This window comes from Micromonospora sp. MP36 (assembly GCF_008119785.1).
Classification (GTDB): domain Bacteria; phylum Actinomycetota; class Actinomycetes; order Mycobacteriales; family Micromonosporaceae; genus Micromonospora.
Genome location: NZ_VSFA01000001.1, coordinates 555859 through 572635 on the forward strand (window position 1 = coordinate 555859; position 16777 = coordinate 572635).

The 16777-nt window shown below is 73.6% G+C and carries 15 protein-coding genes; 7 read left to right on the forward strand and 8 right to left on the reverse strand.

Annotated features, from left to right (window positions below; genetic code table 11):
* Positions 1–3 precede the first annotated feature (3 nt).
* The 3 genes from FXF52_RS02675 (at position 4) to FXF52_RS02685 (ending at position 3800) form a co-directional block, all read left to right on the forward strand.
* Positions 4–258: a hypothetical protein gene (locus tag FXF52_RS02675; protein WP_148793579.1), complete on the forward strand. Its 255-nt coding sequence runs from the start codon at positions 4–6 to the stop codon at positions 256–258.
* 66 nt (positions 259–324) lie between these two features.
* Positions 325–2031 (forward strand): ABC transporter ATP-binding protein, encoded by a 1707-nt coding sequence (locus tag FXF52_RS02680; RefSeq protein WP_148793581.1) that lies wholly within the window; start codon positions 325–327, stop codon positions 2029–2031.
* Positions 2028–3800 carry an ABC transporter ATP-binding protein gene (locus FXF52_RS02685; protein ID WP_148793583.1) on the forward strand — a complete coding sequence of 591 codons (1773 nt, stop codon included), beginning with the start codon at positions 2028–2030 and terminating at the stop codon, positions 3798–3800. The genes FXF52_RS02680 and FXF52_RS02685 overlap by 4 nt, the downstream gene beginning before the upstream one ends.
* Positions 3801–3805: 5 nt before the next feature.
* Here the strand turns inward: FXF52_RS02685 and FXF52_RS02690 are convergent, their stop codons facing one another.
* From FXF52_RS02690 to FXF52_RS02715, 6 genes are all read right to left on the reverse strand, one after another.
* Complete coding sequence (locus FXF52_RS02690; RefSeq protein WP_148793585.1) at positions 3806–4987, reverse strand: ROK family protein; 1182 nt, start codon at positions 4985–4987, stop codon at positions 3806–3808.
* Positions 4988–5010: 23 nt separating this feature from the next.
* On the reverse strand, positions 5011–6270 hold the full coding sequence (locus FXF52_RS02695) for a sugar ABC transporter permease (protein ID WP_148793587.1): 1260 nt from the start codon (positions 6268–6270) through the stop codon (positions 5011–5013).
* On the reverse strand, positions 6267–7076 hold the full coding sequence (locus FXF52_RS02700) for an ATP-binding cassette domain-containing protein (protein WP_148793590.1): 810 nt from the start codon (positions 7074–7076) through the stop codon (positions 6267–6269). Before FXF52_RS02700 ends, FXF52_RS02695 begins: the two co-directional genes overlap by 4 nt.
* 115 nt (positions 7077–7191) lie before the next feature.
* Entirely contained in the window at positions 7192–8286 is a 1095-nt protein-coding gene (locus FXF52_RS02705; protein ID WP_148793591.1) for a sugar ABC transporter substrate-binding protein, read from the reverse strand.
* A gap of 215 nt (positions 8287–8501) precedes the next feature.
* On the reverse strand, positions 8502–8981 hold the full coding sequence (gene ybaK / locus FXF52_RS02710; RefSeq protein WP_148793593.1) for a Cys-tRNA(Pro) deacylase: 480 nt from the start codon (positions 8979–8981) through the stop codon (positions 8502–8504).
* A gap of 50 nt (positions 8982–9031) precedes the next feature.
* The gene (locus FXF52_RS02715) at positions 9032–10252 is read right to left on the reverse strand and encodes a methyltransferase domain-containing protein (RefSeq protein WP_148793595.1); all 1221 of its coding nucleotides are present in this window, start codon (positions 10250–10252) and stop codon (positions 9032–9034) included.
* Positions 10253–10841: 589 nt separating this feature from the next.
* Here FXF52_RS02715 and groES point away from each other — a divergent pair.
* From groES to FXF52_RS02730, 3 genes are all read left to right on the forward strand, one after another.
* Complete coding sequence (gene groES, locus FXF52_RS02720) at positions 10842–11156, forward strand: co-chaperone GroES (protein WP_018222648.1); 315 nt, start codon at positions 10842–10844, stop codon at positions 11154–11156.
* Positions 11157–11226: 70 nt separating this feature from the next.
* Entirely contained in the window at positions 11227–12873 is a 1647-nt protein-coding gene (groL, locus tag FXF52_RS02725) for a chaperonin GroEL (protein WP_148793596.1), read from the forward strand.
* Between the two features lie 130 nt (positions 12874–13003).
* Positions 13004–14617 (forward strand): molybdopterin-dependent oxidoreductase, encoded by a 1614-nt coding sequence (locus FXF52_RS02730; protein ID WP_370517872.1) that lies wholly within the window; start codon positions 13004–13006, stop codon positions 14615–14617.
* A 135-nt stretch (positions 14618–14752) separates the two neighbouring features.
* Here the strand turns inward: FXF52_RS02730 and FXF52_RS02735 are convergent, their stop codons facing one another.
* Entirely contained in the window at positions 14753–15136 is a 384-nt protein-coding gene (locus tag FXF52_RS02735) for a WhiB family transcriptional regulator (RefSeq protein WP_148793599.1), read from the reverse strand.
* Positions 15137–15387: 251 nt separating this feature from the next.
* Between FXF52_RS02735 and FXF52_RS02740 the strand changes: the two genes are divergently transcribed.
* Positions 15388–16203, forward strand: a complete 816-nt coding sequence (locus FXF52_RS02740) for a response regulator transcription factor (protein WP_148793600.1) — start codon at positions 15388–15390, stop codon at positions 16201–16203.
* Positions 16204–16219: 16 nt separating this feature from the next.
* Here the strand turns inward: FXF52_RS02740 and FXF52_RS02745 are convergent, their stop codons facing one another.
* Positions 16220–16630, reverse strand: coding sequence for a DUF5319 domain-containing protein (locus tag FXF52_RS02745; protein ID WP_148793602.1), 411 nt, complete (start codon positions 16628–16630; stop codon positions 16220–16222).
* Positions 16631–16777 lie beyond the last annotated feature (147 nt).

Here is a 16777-nt window from a genome sequence, read left to right on the forward strand (position 1 = left end):
GACGTGATCGTGCGGATGTGGGAGGCGAAGGCCGAGCCGTACGGCTTCGCCGACCTGATCACCTGGGTCTGCGAGACCGTGCTGCCCGAGTTCGAGCACGACCCGCTGCACCTGTCCAGCGAGGTGTTCTCCTCCACCGACCACCGGCTGGTGGTGATCTCCAAGTGGCGGAGCAACCCGCGGGAGCTGCCCGAGCCGCCGATGCGGCTGGTGGCGCGGCCGCCGCACGCCTGGGACTTCACGCAGGTCGACCGCTGACCCGGCAGGGCCGGCCGGCGGCGGGAATTGGTTGGCGTGGCCGGCCGTCGGCCACGTCGAGGCGTCATGCGTTTCTCCCCGGCCGGCGATCCCGGCACCCCCGACGCCCGGTCTGCCACCCGTTACCTGGTCTGGCTGGCCGGTCGGCACCCGCTGATCTTCGGCACCGGCCTCGCGCTCGGCGTCGTCTGGATGGTGGCGCAGGCGCTGATGCCGGCCGCCGTCGGCCGGGCCATCGACGCCGGTCTCGCCCACGGCGACCCGGACGCCCTGCTGCGCTGGGGGCTCGTGCTGCTGGGGCTGGGCCTCCTCCAGGCCACCGCGGGCATCCTCCGGCACCGCTGTGCGGTGCACAACTGGCTCGGCGCCGCGTACCGGACCGTGCAGGTCGCCGTGGACGCCACCAACCGGCTCGGTGCCGCGCTGCCCCGTCGGGTCGCCGCGGGCGAGGTGGTCAGCATCGGCACGGCCGACATCGAGCACATCGGCAGCGCCATCGACATCACCGCCCGGGGCGCCGGGTCGGTGGTGGCGATCGTCACCGTGGCGATGATCCTGCTCACCGCGTCCCGGCCGCTCGGGCTGGTCGTGGTGCTCGGCGTGCCGCTGCTGATGGGGCTGGTGGCGCTGCTGATCCGGCCGCTGCACCGGCAGCAGGGGGCGTACCGGGACTCGACCGGCCGGCTCACCGCCCGCGCCGCCGACATCGTCTCCGGGTTGCGGGTGCTGCGCGGCGTGGGCGGGGAGCCGGTGCTGGGCGCCCGGTACCGGGAGCAGTCCCAGGCGCTGCGCGCCGACGGCCTGCGGGTGGCCCGGGTGGAGTCGCTGCTCCAGGCGGCGCAGATTCTGCTGCCCGGCGTCTTCGTGGTGCTGGTCACCTGGCTGGGGGCCCGGTTCGCGCTGGCCGGCGAGATCAGCGCCGGTCAGCTCGTCGCGTTCTACGGATACACCGCCTTCCTGGTCAGCCCGCTGCGCAACCTCACCGAGGCGGCGGACAAGCTGACCCGGGGGCACGTCGCCGCCCGTCGGGTGGTCCGGCTGCTCCGCCTCGCCCCGGAGTTCACCGACCCGGCCCGACCGGTGCCGCTGCCCGCCGGGCCGGGCGAACTGGTGGACGTCCGGTCGGGGCTGGTGCTGCGGCCGGACCGGCTCACCGCGCTGGCGGCCAGCGCCCCGGAGGACGCGGCCGAGATCGCCGACCGGCTCGGCCGGTACGTCGACGCGGACGTGACGCTGCACGGCGTACCGCTGCGGGACGTGGCACTGGCGACGGTGCGCGAGCGGATCCTGGTGGTCGACAACGACGCGCAGCTCTTCAGCGGCCCGCTGCGGACGGAGCTGGACCCGCACGACCGGGGCGACCGGGCCGTGGTCGAGGCGGCGCTGGCCACGGCCGGCGCGACCGACATCGTCGAGGCGCTGCCCGACGGGCTGGACAGCGCGGTGGCCGAACGGGGCCGGGAGTTCTCCGGCGGGCAGCGGCAGCGGCTCCGGCTGGCCCGGGCGCTGGTCGCGGACCCGGAGACGCTGATCCTGGTCGAGCCGACCAGCGCCGTGGACGCGCACACCGAGGCGCGGATCGCCGACCGGTTGTCCGCCGCGCGTCCCGGCCGGACGACGCTCGTCTGCACCACCAGTCCGCTGGTGCTCGGCCGCGCCGAGCACGTGGTGTTCGTGGAGGACGGCAAGGTGGTCGCGGAGGGCCGCCACGAGGAGTTGCTCGCCGCCGAGCCACGTTACGCGGCCACGGTGAGCCGGGAGGAGGATCGGTGAGCGCCGCCCTGCCCGTCGCCGACGCCGGCCAGGTCCGCGGGTATGCGCGGACCCTGGTCCGCCGGCACCCGCGCGGGCTGGACGCCGCGCTCGGCCTGCACGCGCTCGCCGCGGCCGCCGGCCTGGTCGCGCCCCGCCTCCTCGGCGACCTGGTGGAGGGGATCTCGCGGGGTGTCGGCAGCGTCACCGTCGACCGGATCGCGCTGGCCATCGCCGGTTTCGTGGTCGCCCAGTCGGTGCTGGTCCGCTTCGCCCACCTGGCCTCGGCCCGGCTCGGCGAGCGGGTCCTCGCCGAGCTGCGCGAGGAGTTCGTCGAGCGGGTGCTCGCCCTGCCGCTGGCCACGGTGGAGCGCGCCGGCACCGGCGACCTGCTCACCCGCACCTCCCGGGACGTCTCCGCGCTCTCCCGGACGGTGCGGTTCGCCGTGCCGGAGACGCTGATCTCGGCGGTCACCGTGCTGCTGATCCTCGGCGCGCTGCTGCTGACCGGCCCGCTGCTGGTGCTGCCCGCGCTGCTGGCGGTCCCGGTGCTGGTCGCCGGCACCCGCTGGTACCTGCGCCGCGCGCCAGAGGGCTACCTGCGGGAGAACGCGGCGTACTCGGACATCACCGACGGGATCAGCGAGGTGGTGGAGGGGTCCCGGACCACGGAGGCGCTGCGGCAGCAGGCCCGCCGCCGGGCCCGCACCGACGCCGACATCCGCCGGTCGTACGCGGCCGAGCGCTACACCCTGTACCTGCGTACGGTCTTCTGGCCGGTGGCAGAGTTCGGGTACGTCGTACCGGTGGTGGCCACCCTGCTCATCGGTGGTTGGTTCCACCTCAAGGGCTGGGTGAGCCTCGGGCAGGTCACCGCGGCCACCCTCTACGCCCAGCAGCTGGTGGACCCGGTCGACCGGCTCCTCGCCTGGCTGGACGAGCTTCAGGTCGGCGGCGCCTCGCTGGCCCGGCTGCTCGGGGTGGCCGCCGATCCCGCCGCTGACCGGGCCGCCGATCCGGCCGACGCCCCGGCGGCGCCCGCCGCCCGAGGGCCGGTGCCGGGTGCCGGCCGGCTGGCCGCGCACGACGTCCGGTACGCGTACCGGGCAGGGCACGACGTGCTGCACGGGGTGACCCTGGTGCCCCGGCCGGGGGAGAAGCTGGCCATGGTGGGCCCGTCCGGTGCGGGGAAGTCCACGCTGGGGCGGCTGCTGGCCGGCGTGCATCCGCCCCGCTCCGGCTCGGTCACCGTGGACGGCCGGCCGCTCACCGGACTGCCCCTGGCCGAGCTGCGGAGCCACGTCGCGCTGGTCAGCCAGGAGCACCACGTCTTCATCGGCACGCTGGCCGAGAACGTGGCGATGGTCCGTCCGGACGCGGAGCCGGCCCGGGTACGCGCCGCGCTGGCCGCCGTCGACGCGCTGGGCTGGGCGGAGGCGTTGCCGGACGGGCTGGACACCCGGGTCGGGGCGGGCGGACACCCGCTCTCGCCCGCCCAGGCGCAGCAGCTCGCGCTGGCCCGGCTGGTGCTCGCCGACCCGCACACGCTGGTGCTGGACGAGGCCACCTCGCTGATCGATCCGCGCGCCGCCCGGGCGCTGGAACGTTCCCTGGCCGCCGTGTTGGCGGGGCGGACGGTCATCGCCATCGCGCACCGGCTCTTCTCCGCCCACGACGCCGACCGGGTGGCGGTGGTGGAGGACGGCCGGATCACCGAGCTGGGCTCCCACGACGAGCTGGTCGCCGCCGGCGGCTCGTACGCCGCGCTCTGGCGCTCCTGGCACGGCTGAGGTCGTCAGCCGACGTCGAGGGGGTCGGCGAGGAGGCGGTCGAAGGCCAGTTCGGCGGCCCCGATCAGCGCCGCGTCCTCGCCGAGCTTGGGCGTACGCAGCCGCACGTGCTCCAGGCAGGCGGGCAGCCCGTTGGAGTTGAGCCGGCTGCGCACCTGGGCGGCGGCGGCCAGGTAGAGGTCGCGCATGGTGCCGCCGAAGATGACCATCTCCGGGTTGAAGATGTTGACGAGGTTGGCCACCCCGAAGCCGAGCCAGTCACCGGCCTGCCGGACGGCGGTCTGGGCGCGCGCGTCACCCCGGTCGGCCGCGTCGAAGACGGCCAGCAACGCCTCCCGGCCCCGGGCGTCGGACCGGCCGGCGGCCCGGAGCAGGCCGTGCTCGCCGATCTCGGTCTCCCAGCAGCCCCGGTGCCCGCAGTCGCAGAGCACGCCGTCGCGGACCACCACCATGTGGCCGACCTCGCCGCTGTAGCCGCCGTGCCCGGTGAGCCGCCGGCCGCCGGCGATGATGCCGGCCCCGACGCCCACGTCCCCGTACAGGTAGATGACGTTGTCGCAGCCGGCCGCGACGCCGCGGGCGTGCTCGGCGAAGGCGGCCACGTCGGCCACGTTGCCCACCGTGATCGGCACGTCGATGCCCAGTTCGGCGGCGAGCGCCGCGCCGATCGGCTCGTCCACCCAGCCCGTGGTCGGGCTCAGCCGGACCAGCCCGTCCTCCCGCCGGACCATGCCGCAGACGGCGACGCCGGCCCCGATGCAGATGGAGTCCGCCGGCACCGACTGGTGCATCTCCTTGACCGCGCCGGCCAGCAGCGGCGCGGCCTCCCCGGCCACCAGGTTCCGCGGCCGGTCCAGCTCCCGACGGTCGAGCACCACACCGCCCAGACCGATCCGCGCGGCCCGCAGCCGGTCCACCTCCACGCTGTACGCGTACGCGTAGACCCGGGCCGACTCGGGCCGGACGACCAGCGACGGTCGTCCGGCCCGGCCGGTCTCCCGCGGCGTCCCCTCGCTGACCAGACCGGCGCCGGCCAGGTCGGCGGTCAGCGCGCCGATGGTGCTGCGGTTGAGCCCGAGGGCGGTGGTCAGTTCGGCGCGGGTGGTGGCGCCGTGCACGTGCACGTAGCGCAGCAACGCGCCCAGGTTCTGCCGACGGATGTCGTCCTGGCTGGGACCTGTACGCATTGCTACGACCATCTCGGGAGAGTTCAGCGGGTACCGGTGGCGGCGGAGCGCCGCCGGGACAGTGCGTCGACACCGGCGGCGAGCAGCAGCACCAGACCGGTGAAGATGTACTTCAGGCCGGAGCTCAGGTCCAGCAGTCCCATGCCGTTGATGATGACAGCCACCACGGCGCCACCGAGCACCGCGTTGATCATCCGGCCCTTGCCGCCGAACAGGCTGGTGCCGCCGATGACCGCCGCGCCGACGGCGTACAGCAGGACGTTGCTGCCGCCGGTGTTCGGGTCGACGGACCGGTCCTTGCTGGCCGCGATGATGCCGCCGATCGCCGCCATGGCGGAGCAGATCACGAACGCGGAGATCTTGATGCGGTCGACGTTGATGCCGGCCCGCCGGGCGGCCTCCTGGTTCCCGCCGACCGCGTAGAGGTGCCGGCCGTACGCGGTGCGGTTGAGCACGAACGTCCAGAAGACCAGCAGCACCCCGATGATCGGCACGACCACCGGCATGCCCTTGTTCGAGGTGATCAGCGGGTTGATGCTGCGTTCCTGGTTGAGCACGAGGACGGCGAGGCCGATCAGCACGGCGAGCCCGGCGATCCGGGCGAGCACCACCACGACCGGGTCGGTGATCAGGCCGCGGGTGACCCGGTTCCGGTGCCGCAGCAGCTGTGCGGCGGCGTACCCGAGGACCGCGACGGCGGCCAGCAGCCAGCCGATGGCCGGCGGGATCCGGTCGTTCTCGATGCCGACGATGACCCCGTCGCTGATCGAGATGTTGGTGCCCTCCTTCATCAGCAGCAGCACCACGCCCTGGAAGGCGAGGAAGCCGGCCAGCGTGACCACGAAGGACGGGATGCCCACCTTGGCCACCAGGAAGCCCAGGGTCAGGCCGATCACCACGCCGGTGGCCAGCGCGGCGAGGACCGCCACGTACCACGGGTAGCCCAGCACGGTGACCACGTTGGCCAGGATCGCGGCGCAGACGCCGCTGGCGAAGCCGGCGGAGAGGTCGATCTCGCCGAGCAGCAGCACAAAGATCAGGCCCATCGCGATCACCGTGACCGCGGCGCCCTGGGTGAACAGGTTCGCGAAGTTCGCCGCGGAGAAGAAGACCGGGCGGACGATCGCGAAGACCAGGCAGAGCACGACGAGGCCGATGACGGCGGGCAGGGAACCGAGGTCGCCACCCCGTACCCGGGCCACGTAGCTGCGGACGTGGTCGCCGACGGTGGGCGCCGGCGTGACGGCCGCCGGCCCTTCCTGCTGCACGACGGTGGTGGTCATCGGAGGGCTCCTGGGGTCGCGTCGGCGGGCTCGCTGCCGTTGCCCGACTCGGCGCGCAGGCCGAGGTTGCCGGAGCGGCCGGCGGTGATCAGCTCGACCACCTGCGAGTGGGTGATGTCGGTGGTCTTGACCTGGGCGACCATCTGGCCGAGGTAGAGCGCGGCGATCCGGTCGGAGACGGCGAAGACGTCGTTCATGTTGTGCGAGATGAGCACCACGGCCAGCCCCTTGTCGGCCAGCCGGCGGACCAGCTCCAGCACCTGCGCGGTCTGCGCGACGCCGAGCGCGGCGGTCGGCTCGTCCAGAATGACCAGCTTGCTGTTCCAGAGCACCGCCTTGGCGATCGCCACGGTCTGGCGCTGGCCGCCGGAGAGGCTGGAGACGTGCTGGCGCAGCGACTTGACGGTGCGGACGCTGAGCCCGGCCAGGGTCTCGGCGGCCATCTGCTCCATGGTCGGCTCGTCGAGCACGATCCCGCTGCGCTTCTCCCGCCCGAGGAACATGTTCTGCACGATGTCGAGGTTGTCGCAGAGCGCGAGGTCCTGGTAGACGACCTCGATGCCGAGCGCGGCGGCGTCCCGGGGGTTGTTGATGTGCACCGGCCGGCCCTCGAAGAGGAACTCGCCGGCGTCGGTGGGGTAGATGCCGCTGATGCACTTGACCAGCGTGGACTTGCCGGCGCCGTTGTCGCCGACCAGCGCCGTCACCTCGCCCGGGTGGGCGGAGAGGGCGACGTCGCGCAGCACCTGGACGGGACCGAAGCTCTTGTCGATCCCGCGCAGTTCCAGCAGGGGGGTTGCGGACACGGGGGTCTCCTTTGCGCGGAGGGGAGATCTCGGAGCCCGTCCGGTGGCGCGCCCGCCCGGCACGGTGGTCACCGTGCCGGGCGGCGTCGCCGGAGCGGGATGGCGTGCGTACGGGTCAGCTGATGCCGGCGTCGGCGCAGAGCTTGGCGTATGCCCCGGTGCAGAGCTCGTCCTTGGTCACGAAGCCGTCGGCCACGACGTCCTTGACGTTGTCCTTGTAGATGGCCTTCGGCTCGAGCAGCACGGCGGCGACGTCCCGACCGCTCTCCGGGTCCTTCACCGACTGGCCGGTGTCCTTCCGCTGACCCTTGGCGAGCGAGATGGCGAGATCGGCGGCCGCGTCCGCCTCCTTCTTGATCGCCTTGTAGACCGTCATGCACTGGTCACCGGCGAGGATGTTCTGCAGGCCCTGCGGCGTGGCGTCCTGGCCGGTCACCGGGACCTTGCCGTTGAGCTGGTTCTTCTTCAGCACCGAGATGGCCGCGTTGCCGAGGCCGTCGTTGGCCGCGAGCACACCGTCGATCTTGCCCTTGGTCTGGGTGAGCATCTGCTCGAAGATGACGCCGGCCTGCGCGTTGTCCCAGTCCGGGACGGACTGGTCCGGGCCCTTGACGTACTCCTTCGCGTCGAACTTCGGCTTGAGCACCGAGTCGTAGCCGTTCTTGAACAGGGTGGCGTTGTTGTCGGTCGGCGAGCCGTTCAGGTACGCGACGACCGGGTTCTTGGCGCCCTTGTCGGTCAGGCACTTGCTCAGGCCCTCGCCCTGGAGCTTGCCGACGGCCTCGTTGTCGAAGCTGACGTAGTACTGGGCGGAGCCGCCCAGCGTCAGCCGGTCGTAGTCGATGGTGGCGACGCCCTGCGACTTCGCCTTCTCCAGCACCGCCTTGCCGGTCCCGGAGTCCAGGTTGACGATCATCAGGGCGGTCACGCCGCTGGTCAGCATGCCGTCCGCGATCGTGGAGAAGGCGGACTTGTCGCCCTGGGCGTTCTGGATGGTGTAGTCGACGCCGGCGGCCTTGAAGGCCTCCTCCAGGAACTTGCGGTCCGCGCCCTCCCAGCGGGCGGAGGACTTGCTGTCCGGGAGGATCACGCCGATCTTCGGCTTCTTGGCGCTGCCGGCCTGGTCGGAACCGCCGTTGTCGCCACAGGCGGCCATGCTGCCGGTGGCCAGCAGGCCGACGGCGGCGAAGGTGAGGAAGCCCTTGCGCATGTGCTCGGGTCCTTTCCGGGGGTGGGGGAGTGGTCGGTGTTTGTTGTGTCCGGCAACGTATTCCCGGGCGCGCGGAGAGCGCAAGACTGCCGAGGTCAGTAGTTTGTTGGCGGCGGTAACAATTCAGCAACGCGATTGTCGCCTCGCTGTCACTCGACTGAGAGCGCTCTCCCCGCGAGGTGCGGGAACGCCCCCCGCTGTGGTGCCGAGGAGACTCAGGCGGCGGCGATCGGTGCGGTGACGGCGCCGGTCAGCGCGACCAGATCCGCCGGCGCGAGTTGCAGTTGCAGGCCGCGGCGGCCCGCCGAGACGTAGACGGTCGGGTGGTCCAGGGCGGACGCGTCGACCACGGTGGGCAGCCGCTTGCGCTGACCCAGCGGGCTGATCCCGCCGCGCACGTAGCCGGTGGCCCGCTCGGCCACGGCCCGGTCCGCCATGGTGGCCCGCTTGCCGCCGACCGCGGCCGCGAGGGCCTTGAGGTCCAGCTCCCCGGTGACCGGCACGACCGCCACGGTCAGCGCGCCGTCGACCTCGGTGACCAGGGACTTGAACACCCGCTCCGGCGGCACCCCAAGGGCCGCCGCGACCAGCGCGCCGTAGTTCGGCGCGTCCGGCGAGACCTGGTACGGGTGGGTGCTGTGCGTGATCCTCCGCTTCGCCAGCAGCGCCGTCGCCGGAGTGCCCTGTCCCGCCATGCCCGACAAACTAGTCCCGGCCGGCCCGGCGGGGCGAGCCGAATCCGCGTTCAGCCGGGCACCGGCCGGCACACCAGCACGGTCGGCGCGCCGTCCACCCGGGTCAGCACCAGACTGGCCGCCCCGTCGCCGGCGAGCTTCAGGTCCCGGCGCAGCTTCTCCGGTTCCAGCGCCGAGCCGCGCTTGAGGATCTCCACCCGGCCCACCCGGCGCTCCCGGAGCAGGGCGCGCAGCCGCTTCAGCGAGAACGGCAGCATGTCGATGACCTCCAAGCGGCGGGCGAACGCGGTGGCGGCCGGGCCGTCCGTGTAGAGGTAGGCGATGCTGGGGTCGGCCAGCGTCCCGTCCAGGTCCGCGGCCAGTTCGGCGAGCAGGTGGGCCCGGACCACCGCCGGATCCGGGTCGGACACGTACCGCCGGACCGGTCCCACCGGCGCCTCGTTCTCCCCGGAGCCGGTCAGCTGCCAGCAGCGGGCCCCTCCGCCAGCGGCGGCGTCAGGAGGGGCCCCCTCCTTCAGCAGGGTCGCGCGGCGGGGGACCTCGGCCAACTCGCCGCACCAGAGGGCGGCCTCGACCAGGTCGCCGGCCACGCTGACCCACTCCGCCTCGGCGCCCGCCGGGATCAGCGCGTGGTCCAGCCCCGGGGCCACCTTGACCACGGTCCGCGGCACCCGCTCGGCCAGCCCCGTGACGAAGTCCCAGGGCGGCGAGTAGGCGTTCGGGTCGAAGATCCGCCGCCCGGTGCCGGTCGTCCGCCGCGCCGGGTCGCAGAAGACCGCGTCCACCCGGGTCACGTCGAACGCCGTCGCGTCCCCGCACTCGACGGTCACCAGCTCGGCCAGCCCGGCCGCCTCGGCGTTCGCGGCGGCCATCGCGGCGGTCACCGGGTCGGCCTCCACTCCGTACACCCGGATGCCCGCGCGGGCGGCGGCGAGCGCGTCGGCGCCGAGGCCGCACCCCAGGTCGGCGAGGCTGCGCACGCCGGCGGCGCGCAGCCGCGCGGCCCGCCGGTCGGCGACCACCCGGCGGGTGGCCTGCTCCAGCCCGGGGCGGGTGAGGAACATGCCGGCGCCCTCCGGCCCGAACTTGCCGACCGCCCGGCGCCGCAGCTCGGCCTGGGTGAGCGCGGCGGCGGCCAGTCCGGCCGGGATCCCCGCCGCGCGGAGCCGGGCCGCCGCGCTCAGCGGGTCGCCGCCGGCCACCTCGGCGGCCGCCGCGAGCGCGGCCGACCCCTCAGGGGTACGCAGCGCGGCGAACTGGTCGAGATCCACCCACCCATTCTCCCGGCCCTGCCCTCCGGCCGGTCGCCGAGGTGGCGGGCTCCGACGGCCCGGGACACCGCGACGTCGCCGACGTGGCGGGTGTCGGCGGGGCGGACACTGCGAGGTCGCCGATGTGGTGGTGTCGGCGGGGCGGACGTCGCGCGGTCGCCGATGTGGTGGGGTCCGGCAGCCCGGGACATCGCGACGTCGCCGATGTGGTGGTGCCGGCGGGGCGGACGCCGCGAGGTCGCCGATGTGGCGGGTCCAGCGCGGCGGACATCGCGACATCGCCGACCTGGCGGGGTCCGGCGGCCGGGGACACCGCGAGGTCGCCGATCTGGCGAGGGCGGCGAGCCGGGTTGCCTGGGGGGTGGCGACACGAGGGTCGGCGTTGGCACTCTCCTTGACGGAGTGCTAGCCGAGGAATAACCTGCGATTAGCACTCTCACCCTGAGGGTGCCAACGCCCGGGCCCTGGTGTCCGGGGGTTGAACGCCAGGCGGACCGGCACCCGCGACGACGGCCCCGCCCGGTGGCATGTGGCAGATTGACGCTGGTCGGCATGCCGACCGGCAACGAAACCAGTACCCCAGGAGGGTATGCCCGTGACTACCGCGACCAAGGTTGCGATCAAGCCGCTCGAGGACCGGATCGTGGTCCAGGCGAACGAGGCTGAGACCACCACGGCGTCGGGCATCGTGATCCCCGACACCGCCAAGGAGAAGCCGCAGGAGGGTACCGTCCTCGCTGTCGGCCCGGGCCGGATCGACGACAAGGGCAACCGTGTGCCGATCGACGTGAAGGTCGGCGACACCGTCCTCTACTCGAAGTACGGCGGCACCGAGGTCAAGTACGCCGGCGAGGAGTACCTGGTGCTCTCCGCCCGCGACGTCCTCGCGGTCATCGAGAAGTAAGCAACCGATCAGTGTCGTTGCCCCGGTCCGGCTCGCCGGGCCGGGGCAGCGTCGCTTCGAAGGGATACCGATGGCGAAGATCCTCAGCTTCTCGGACGACGCCCGGCACCTGCTCGAGCACGGTGTCAACACCCTCGCGGACGCGGTCAAGGTCACTCTCGGCCCGCGTGGGCGCAACGTCGTCCTGGACAAGAAGTTCGGTGCACCGACGATCACCAACGACGGCGTGACCATCGCCAAGGAGATCGAGCTCACCAACCCGTACGAGAACCTCGGCGCGCAGCTGGTCAAGGAGGTGGCGACGAAGACCAACGACGTCGCCGGCGACGGGACCACCACCGCGACCGTGCTGGCCCAGGCGATGGTCCGCGAGGGCCTGCGCAACGTCGCGGCCGGCGCCAACCCGGCCGGCCTCAAGCGGGGCATCGACGCGGCGGCGAACAAGGTCTCCGAGGCCCTGCTCGGCCGGGCCGTCGAGGTGGCCGGCAAGGAGTCGATCGCGCACGTCGCGACGATCTCCGCGCAGGACGCCACCATCGGCGAGCTGATTGCCGAGGCGATGGAGAAGGTCGGCCGCGACGGTGTCATCACCGTCGAGGAGGGCTCCGCGCTCACCACCGAGCTGGAGGTGACCGAGGGCCTGCAGTTCGACAAGGGCTTCATCTCGCCCAACTTCGTCACCGACGCGGAGGCGCAGGAGTCGGTCCTGGAGGACCCGTACGTCCTGATCACCACCCAGAAGATCTCGGCGATCGAGGAGCTGCTGCCGCTGCTGGAGAAGGTCCTCCAGCAGAACAAGCCGCTGCTGATCATCGCCGAGGACGTCGAGGGCCAGGCGCTGTCCACCCTGGTGGTCAACGCGATCCGCAAGACCCTGAGGGTCTGCGCGGTCAAGGCCCCCGGCTTCGGCGACCGCCGCAAGGCGATGCTCCAGGACATGGCGATCCTGACCGGCGCCGAGCTGGTCGCCCCGGAGCTGGGCTACAAGCTCGACCAGGTCGGCGTGGAGGTGCTCGGCACCGCCCGCCGGGTCGTGGTCGACAAGGAGACCACCACCGTCGTCGACGGTGGCGGCCGGGCCGCCGAGGTCGCCGACCGGGTCGCCCAGATCCGCAAGGAGATCGAGGCCTCGGACTCCGAGTGGGACCGGGAGAAGCTGGCCGAGCGGCTGGCGAAGCTCTCCGGCGGCATCGCGGTCATCAAGGCCGGCGCGGCCACCGAGGTCGAGATGAAGGAGCGCAAGCACCGCATCGAGGACGCCATCGCGGCGACCAAGGCCGCGGTGGAGGAGGGTACGGTCCCGGGTGGCGGCGCCGCCCTGGCCCAGATCCTGCCGGCGCTCGACGACGACCTGGGCTTCACCGGTGACGAGAAGGTCGGCGTCTCGATCGTGCGCAAGGCGCTGGTCGAGCCGCTGCGCTGGATCGCCCAGAACGCCGGCCACGACGGCTACGTGGTGGTGCAGAAGGTCGCCGGCAAGGAGTGGGGCCACGGCCTCGACGCCGCCCGCGGCGAGTACGTCGACCTGGTCAAGTCCGGCATCATCGACCCGGTGAAGGTGACCCGCAACGCGGTCACCAACGCCGCCTCGATCGCCGGCCTGCTGCTCACCACCGAGAGCCTGGTGGTGGAGAAGCCGGAGAAGGCCGAGCCGGCCGCCGCCGGTGGGCACGGCCACGGCCACGGTCACGGCCACCAGCACGGCCCGGGCTTCTGATCCCGGCCCGTACGGCCTGAGTCAGGGCACACCGCGGACGCGGTGTGCCCTGACTCGCATCTGCTTACGGAACGCTGACGTGGCTGGTGGTCGGCCGGTGGTCGCGCCCACACTGGTCGGCGTGAGCAGCATGTCCCGCCCCCAGGCCGCGCTGGCCGGGGTGACCGCCGCGGCCGTGGCGATCGGCGCCGCCGAGCCGGTGGCCGTCCTCACCGGACCCCGCTCCGCGCCGCTGATCGCGGTCGGCGGGCTGGTCGTCGACGTGGTGCCCGAGCCGCTCAAGCAGTTCGCCATCGCGGTCTTCGGCACGTCCGACAAGATCGCCTTGCTGGTCGGGGCGGCGGTGCTGCTGGCCGCGTTCGCCGCGTTGCTCGGCGTGCTGGCGGCCCGGCGCTGGTGGATCGGCCTGGCCGGCATCGCCGGGTTCGCCGCCCTCGGGGTGGCCGCCGCGCTGACCCGGGCCGGCGCGGACGCCGCCGACGCGCTGCCCGCGCTGGTCGGCGGCGGGCTGGGGGCGCTGACGCTCTGGGCCTTCGTCGCCGGCCCGCTGCGGGTGGATTCCGGGCCGGCGGCCCCGGGCACGGCACACCGGGCCGGGCCCACGCCACCGCCGGCCGTCGCCGCGTTCGCTCCGGAGCAGCCCCTCGCCGGGTGGGAGCCACTGGAGCGCGGCGATCCGGGGTCGCGGCGTCGGTTCCTGCGCGGTGTCGGCCTGTTGGCCGGGACGGCGGCGGTGGCCGGGCTCGGCGGGCACTGGTTGGCCGGCCGGCGGGGCGTCTCGGCGGCCCGGCAGGCGGTGGCCCTGCCCGCCCCGGTGGCGCCCGCCCCGCTGGTGCCGGCCGGCGCGGACCTGTCGGTGGGCCAGCTCGCGCCCTACGTCACGCCGAACCGGGCGTTCTACCGGATCGACACCGCTCTGGTGGTGCCGCAGGTGGACCCGGCGACCTGGCGGCTGCGCATCCACGGCCGGGTGCGCAATCCCATCGAGTTGAGCTTCGCCGAGCTGCTCGCCCGGCCGATGGTCGAGCGCTACGTCACGCTGGCCTGCGTCTCCAACGAGGTGGGCGGGGACCTGATCGGCAACGCCCGGTGGCTTGGCGTACCGATCAGGGAGTTGCTGGACGAGGCCGAGCCGGAGGAGGGCGCGGACCAGGTGGTCGGGCGCTCGGTCGACGGCTGGACCTGCGGCACCCCGACGGCGGTGCTGCGGGACGGCCGCGACGCGCTGCTGGCGGTCGGCATGAACGGCGAGCCGCTGCCGGTCGAGCACGGTTTCCCGGTGCGCATGGTGGTGCCCGGGCTCTACGGGTACGTCTCGGCGTGCAAGTGGGTGACCGAGCTGGAGCTGACCAGCTTCGCCGACTTCGACGCGTACTGGGTGCCGCGTGGGTGGTCGGCGCAGGGGCCGGTGCGGACCCAGTCGCGGATCGACACGCCGCGCCCGCGCACTCGGCTCACCGCCGGCCCGGTCATGGTCGCCGGGGTGGCGTGGGCCCAGCACCGGGGCGTCCGGGCCGTCGAGGTACGCGTCGACGACGGCCCCTGGCAGCGAGCGGCGCTCGCCCCGACGGTCTCGGTGGACACCTGGGTGCAGTGGTCCTGGCGCTGGGCCGCCACCCAGGGCGAGCACACCCTGCAGGTACGCGCCACGAACGCCGACGGCGAGACGCAGCCGGGGGAGCGGCGGCCGGTCGCGCCGGACGGAGCCACCGGCTGGCACACCGTCCGGGTCACCGTCGGCTGAGCTTGATCCACTCCACATACGCGACGTTGCGGTGTCCCGGTCGCTCGGATACCGCAACATCGGCGAGACAGTGTCGATCAAGAAACGACGCCACGCCCCGGTGGGGACGCGGCGTCGGGATGTCGGTGCGGCCGGTCAGGCGACCTTGCGCTGTGCCGGCACGGTGGACTTGTGTGGCTGGCCGAGCCGGGCCTCCAACCGGGCCACGTCGACCCTGGAGTGCCGACGGTCGGCGAGGTCCTCCCAGCCGAGGGCGAGCAGCCGGAGCCGCTCCGACTCGCTGAACCCGCCCCACACGCCGTACGGCTCGCGGACCGACAGGGCATGGGCGGCGCACTCGGCCCGCACCGGGCACGCCCGGCAGACGGCCTTGGCGCCGGACTCGCGGCGCAACCGCGAGGAGCCGCGTTCCCCGTCGGGGTGGAAGAACTGCGCGCTGTCCCTCCCCCGGCAGGCACCGAGCCGCTGCCAGTCCCACAGGTCGATGATGGGTCCAGGCAGTCTGCGTACGTTCGACATCAGCACCCCTCCTCCCGCGCGGCACCGCGGAGAATCCTTCGTGGCCAGCTACCGGTCGGCGGTCCGCGCGGGACACCTCTCCGGCTGGCCCCTCGATACCCGGGCTGTCCCGCGCTCACACATCTTTGATCGAAAACCTCGGACAGTAGGCGGCATATGCCCCATCTGCCGGAAAAGTTCCGATGATTGCCCGGAACCTCCTCCTGACCGGACCCCGTCGTGGTCTGCTCTGAGGCGGAGAGGAGACGACTGTGCGTAGCGTTCTCGTGTGCGTTCGGACACCAATCGCGGCCCAGCACCTGGCCTCCGCGGCGGCGCGGCTCGGGCTGTCCGGCGTCGTCCGGACGGCGGTCTCCGATCCCGAGGTGATGTTGCGGCTCGCCGAACGTCCGGTCGACGTGGTGCTGGCCGACACCGCCCTCACCCGGCCGGACAGCGCGGGCTTCGTCCGGCGGGTGCTAGCCCGGGCGCCCCAGGCCGCGGTGCTGCTGCTCGGGGCCGAGGAGTCGGAGGCGGCCGCCGCCACCATCAGCGCCGGAGCGCGCGGGCTCATCCAGGGCACCGACCACGATCTGACCAGCGCGGTGGCGAAGGCCCTGCTGCTGCTCGCCGCCCCCGGCCGGGCCGCCAAGCACCGGGTGACCGACCCGGCCCGGAACGCCGCGGCGGTCGGCGGGACGGCCCGGTCGGCCGCGCCGGGGCGTACTCCCGCTGGGTCGACGCCGGCTTGGTCGGCGAGCCCGGCGGAGGGCCCGGGCGGCGCCCCCACCATGGTGCCGGTGCAGCGGGGCGAGGACGCGCCCGACCCGGCCGGCACCGAGGCCGCGCCGGCCGGCGGACCGCAGCGCGCCGCGCCGAACGCCCGCGCTGCCGTCGGGCTGACCGAGCGGGAGCTTCAGGTGCTGCTCGGCATGGCCGAGGGGAAGAGCAACGCGGAGATCGGGCGGGAACTGTTCGTCTCGGAGGACACCGTCAAGACGCACGCCCGGCGGCTGTTCCGCAAGCTGGGCGCCCGGGACCGGGCGCACGCCGTGGCGGCGGGCTTCCGCGCCGGCCTGGTGGCCTGAGCGGCGCGGCGGGCGGTCAATCCTCGGCGGGCGTGTCGTCCTCGGTGCCCTCGGTCAGCGTGTCGTGCACGCCGTCCGCGTAGCCCCGGGCGTAGTCCCAGCTGACGTAGTGGTCCGGGTCCGGGTCGTAGGCCGGCTCGTGCACCCGCGGCCGCCCGGAGTTGAGCAGGTGGCGCAGGTTCCCCCGGAGCAGGTCCCAGTCGAAGTAGTGTGGCTCGCGGCAGTCCTCACACTCGATGACCAGGCCACGCACCCCGATCGGCTGCAGCAGGGCCTGGTAGATCTCCAGGTCGGCGAGGTCCTCCAGGACGTCCTGCCGCTCGACCTCGGTCAGCGGGTCGAGCGGGTCGTCCTCGCGCGGGTCGTGCAGGCCGGCAGCCGGATCGGCCGGGTCGCCGTTGAACGGGTCGATGGGCTCGTCGTGCACCCCCTCACCGTAGTCCCCGCCACCCCGAAAAGCCCGCCCCCGGGACTCCCTGTGGCGCCGCCTACCCTGGCCCGCCGCTGCCGGGCCCGGCGCTGCCCAGTGGGTACGATGAAGCGACGCGCCGTCACCCGGCGTGCGCCGGTCCAG

Coding starts and splice junctions, on each gene's coding strand:
- FXF52_RS02730 (WP_370517872.1), top strand. CDS start 13,004: ATGTCCCGCCCCCAGGCCGCGCTGGCCGGGGTGACCGCCGCGGCCGTG.
- FXF52_RS02690 (WP_148793585.1), bottom strand. CDS start 4,987: ATGCGTACAGGTCCCAGCCAGGACGACATCCGTCGGCAGAACCTGGGC.
- FXF52_RS02705 (WP_148793591.1), bottom strand. CDS start 8,286: ATGCGCAAGGGCTTCCTCACCTTCGCCGCCGTCGGCCTGCTGGCCACC.
- groL (WP_148793596.1), top strand. CDS start 11,227: ATGGCGAAGATCCTCAGCTTCTCGGACGACGCCCGGCACCTGCTCGAG.
- FXF52_RS02695 (WP_148793587.1), bottom strand. CDS start 6,270: ATGACCACCACCGTCGTGCAGCAGGAAGGGCCGGCGGCCGTCACGCCG.
- FXF52_RS02735 (WP_148793599.1), bottom strand. CDS start 15,136: ATGTCGAACGTACGCAGACTGCCTGGACCCATCATCGACCTGTGGGAC.
- groES (WP_018222648.1), top strand. CDS start 10,842: ATGCCCGTGACTACCGCGACCAAGGTTGCGATCAAGCCGCTCGAGGAC.
- FXF52_RS02680 (WP_148793581.1), top strand. CDS start 325: ATGCGTTTCTCCCCGGCCGGCGATCCCGGCACCCCCGACGCCCGGTCT.
- ybaK (WP_148793593.1), bottom strand. CDS start 8,981: ATGGCGGGACAGGGCACTCCGGCGACGGCGCTGCTGGCGAAGCGGAGG.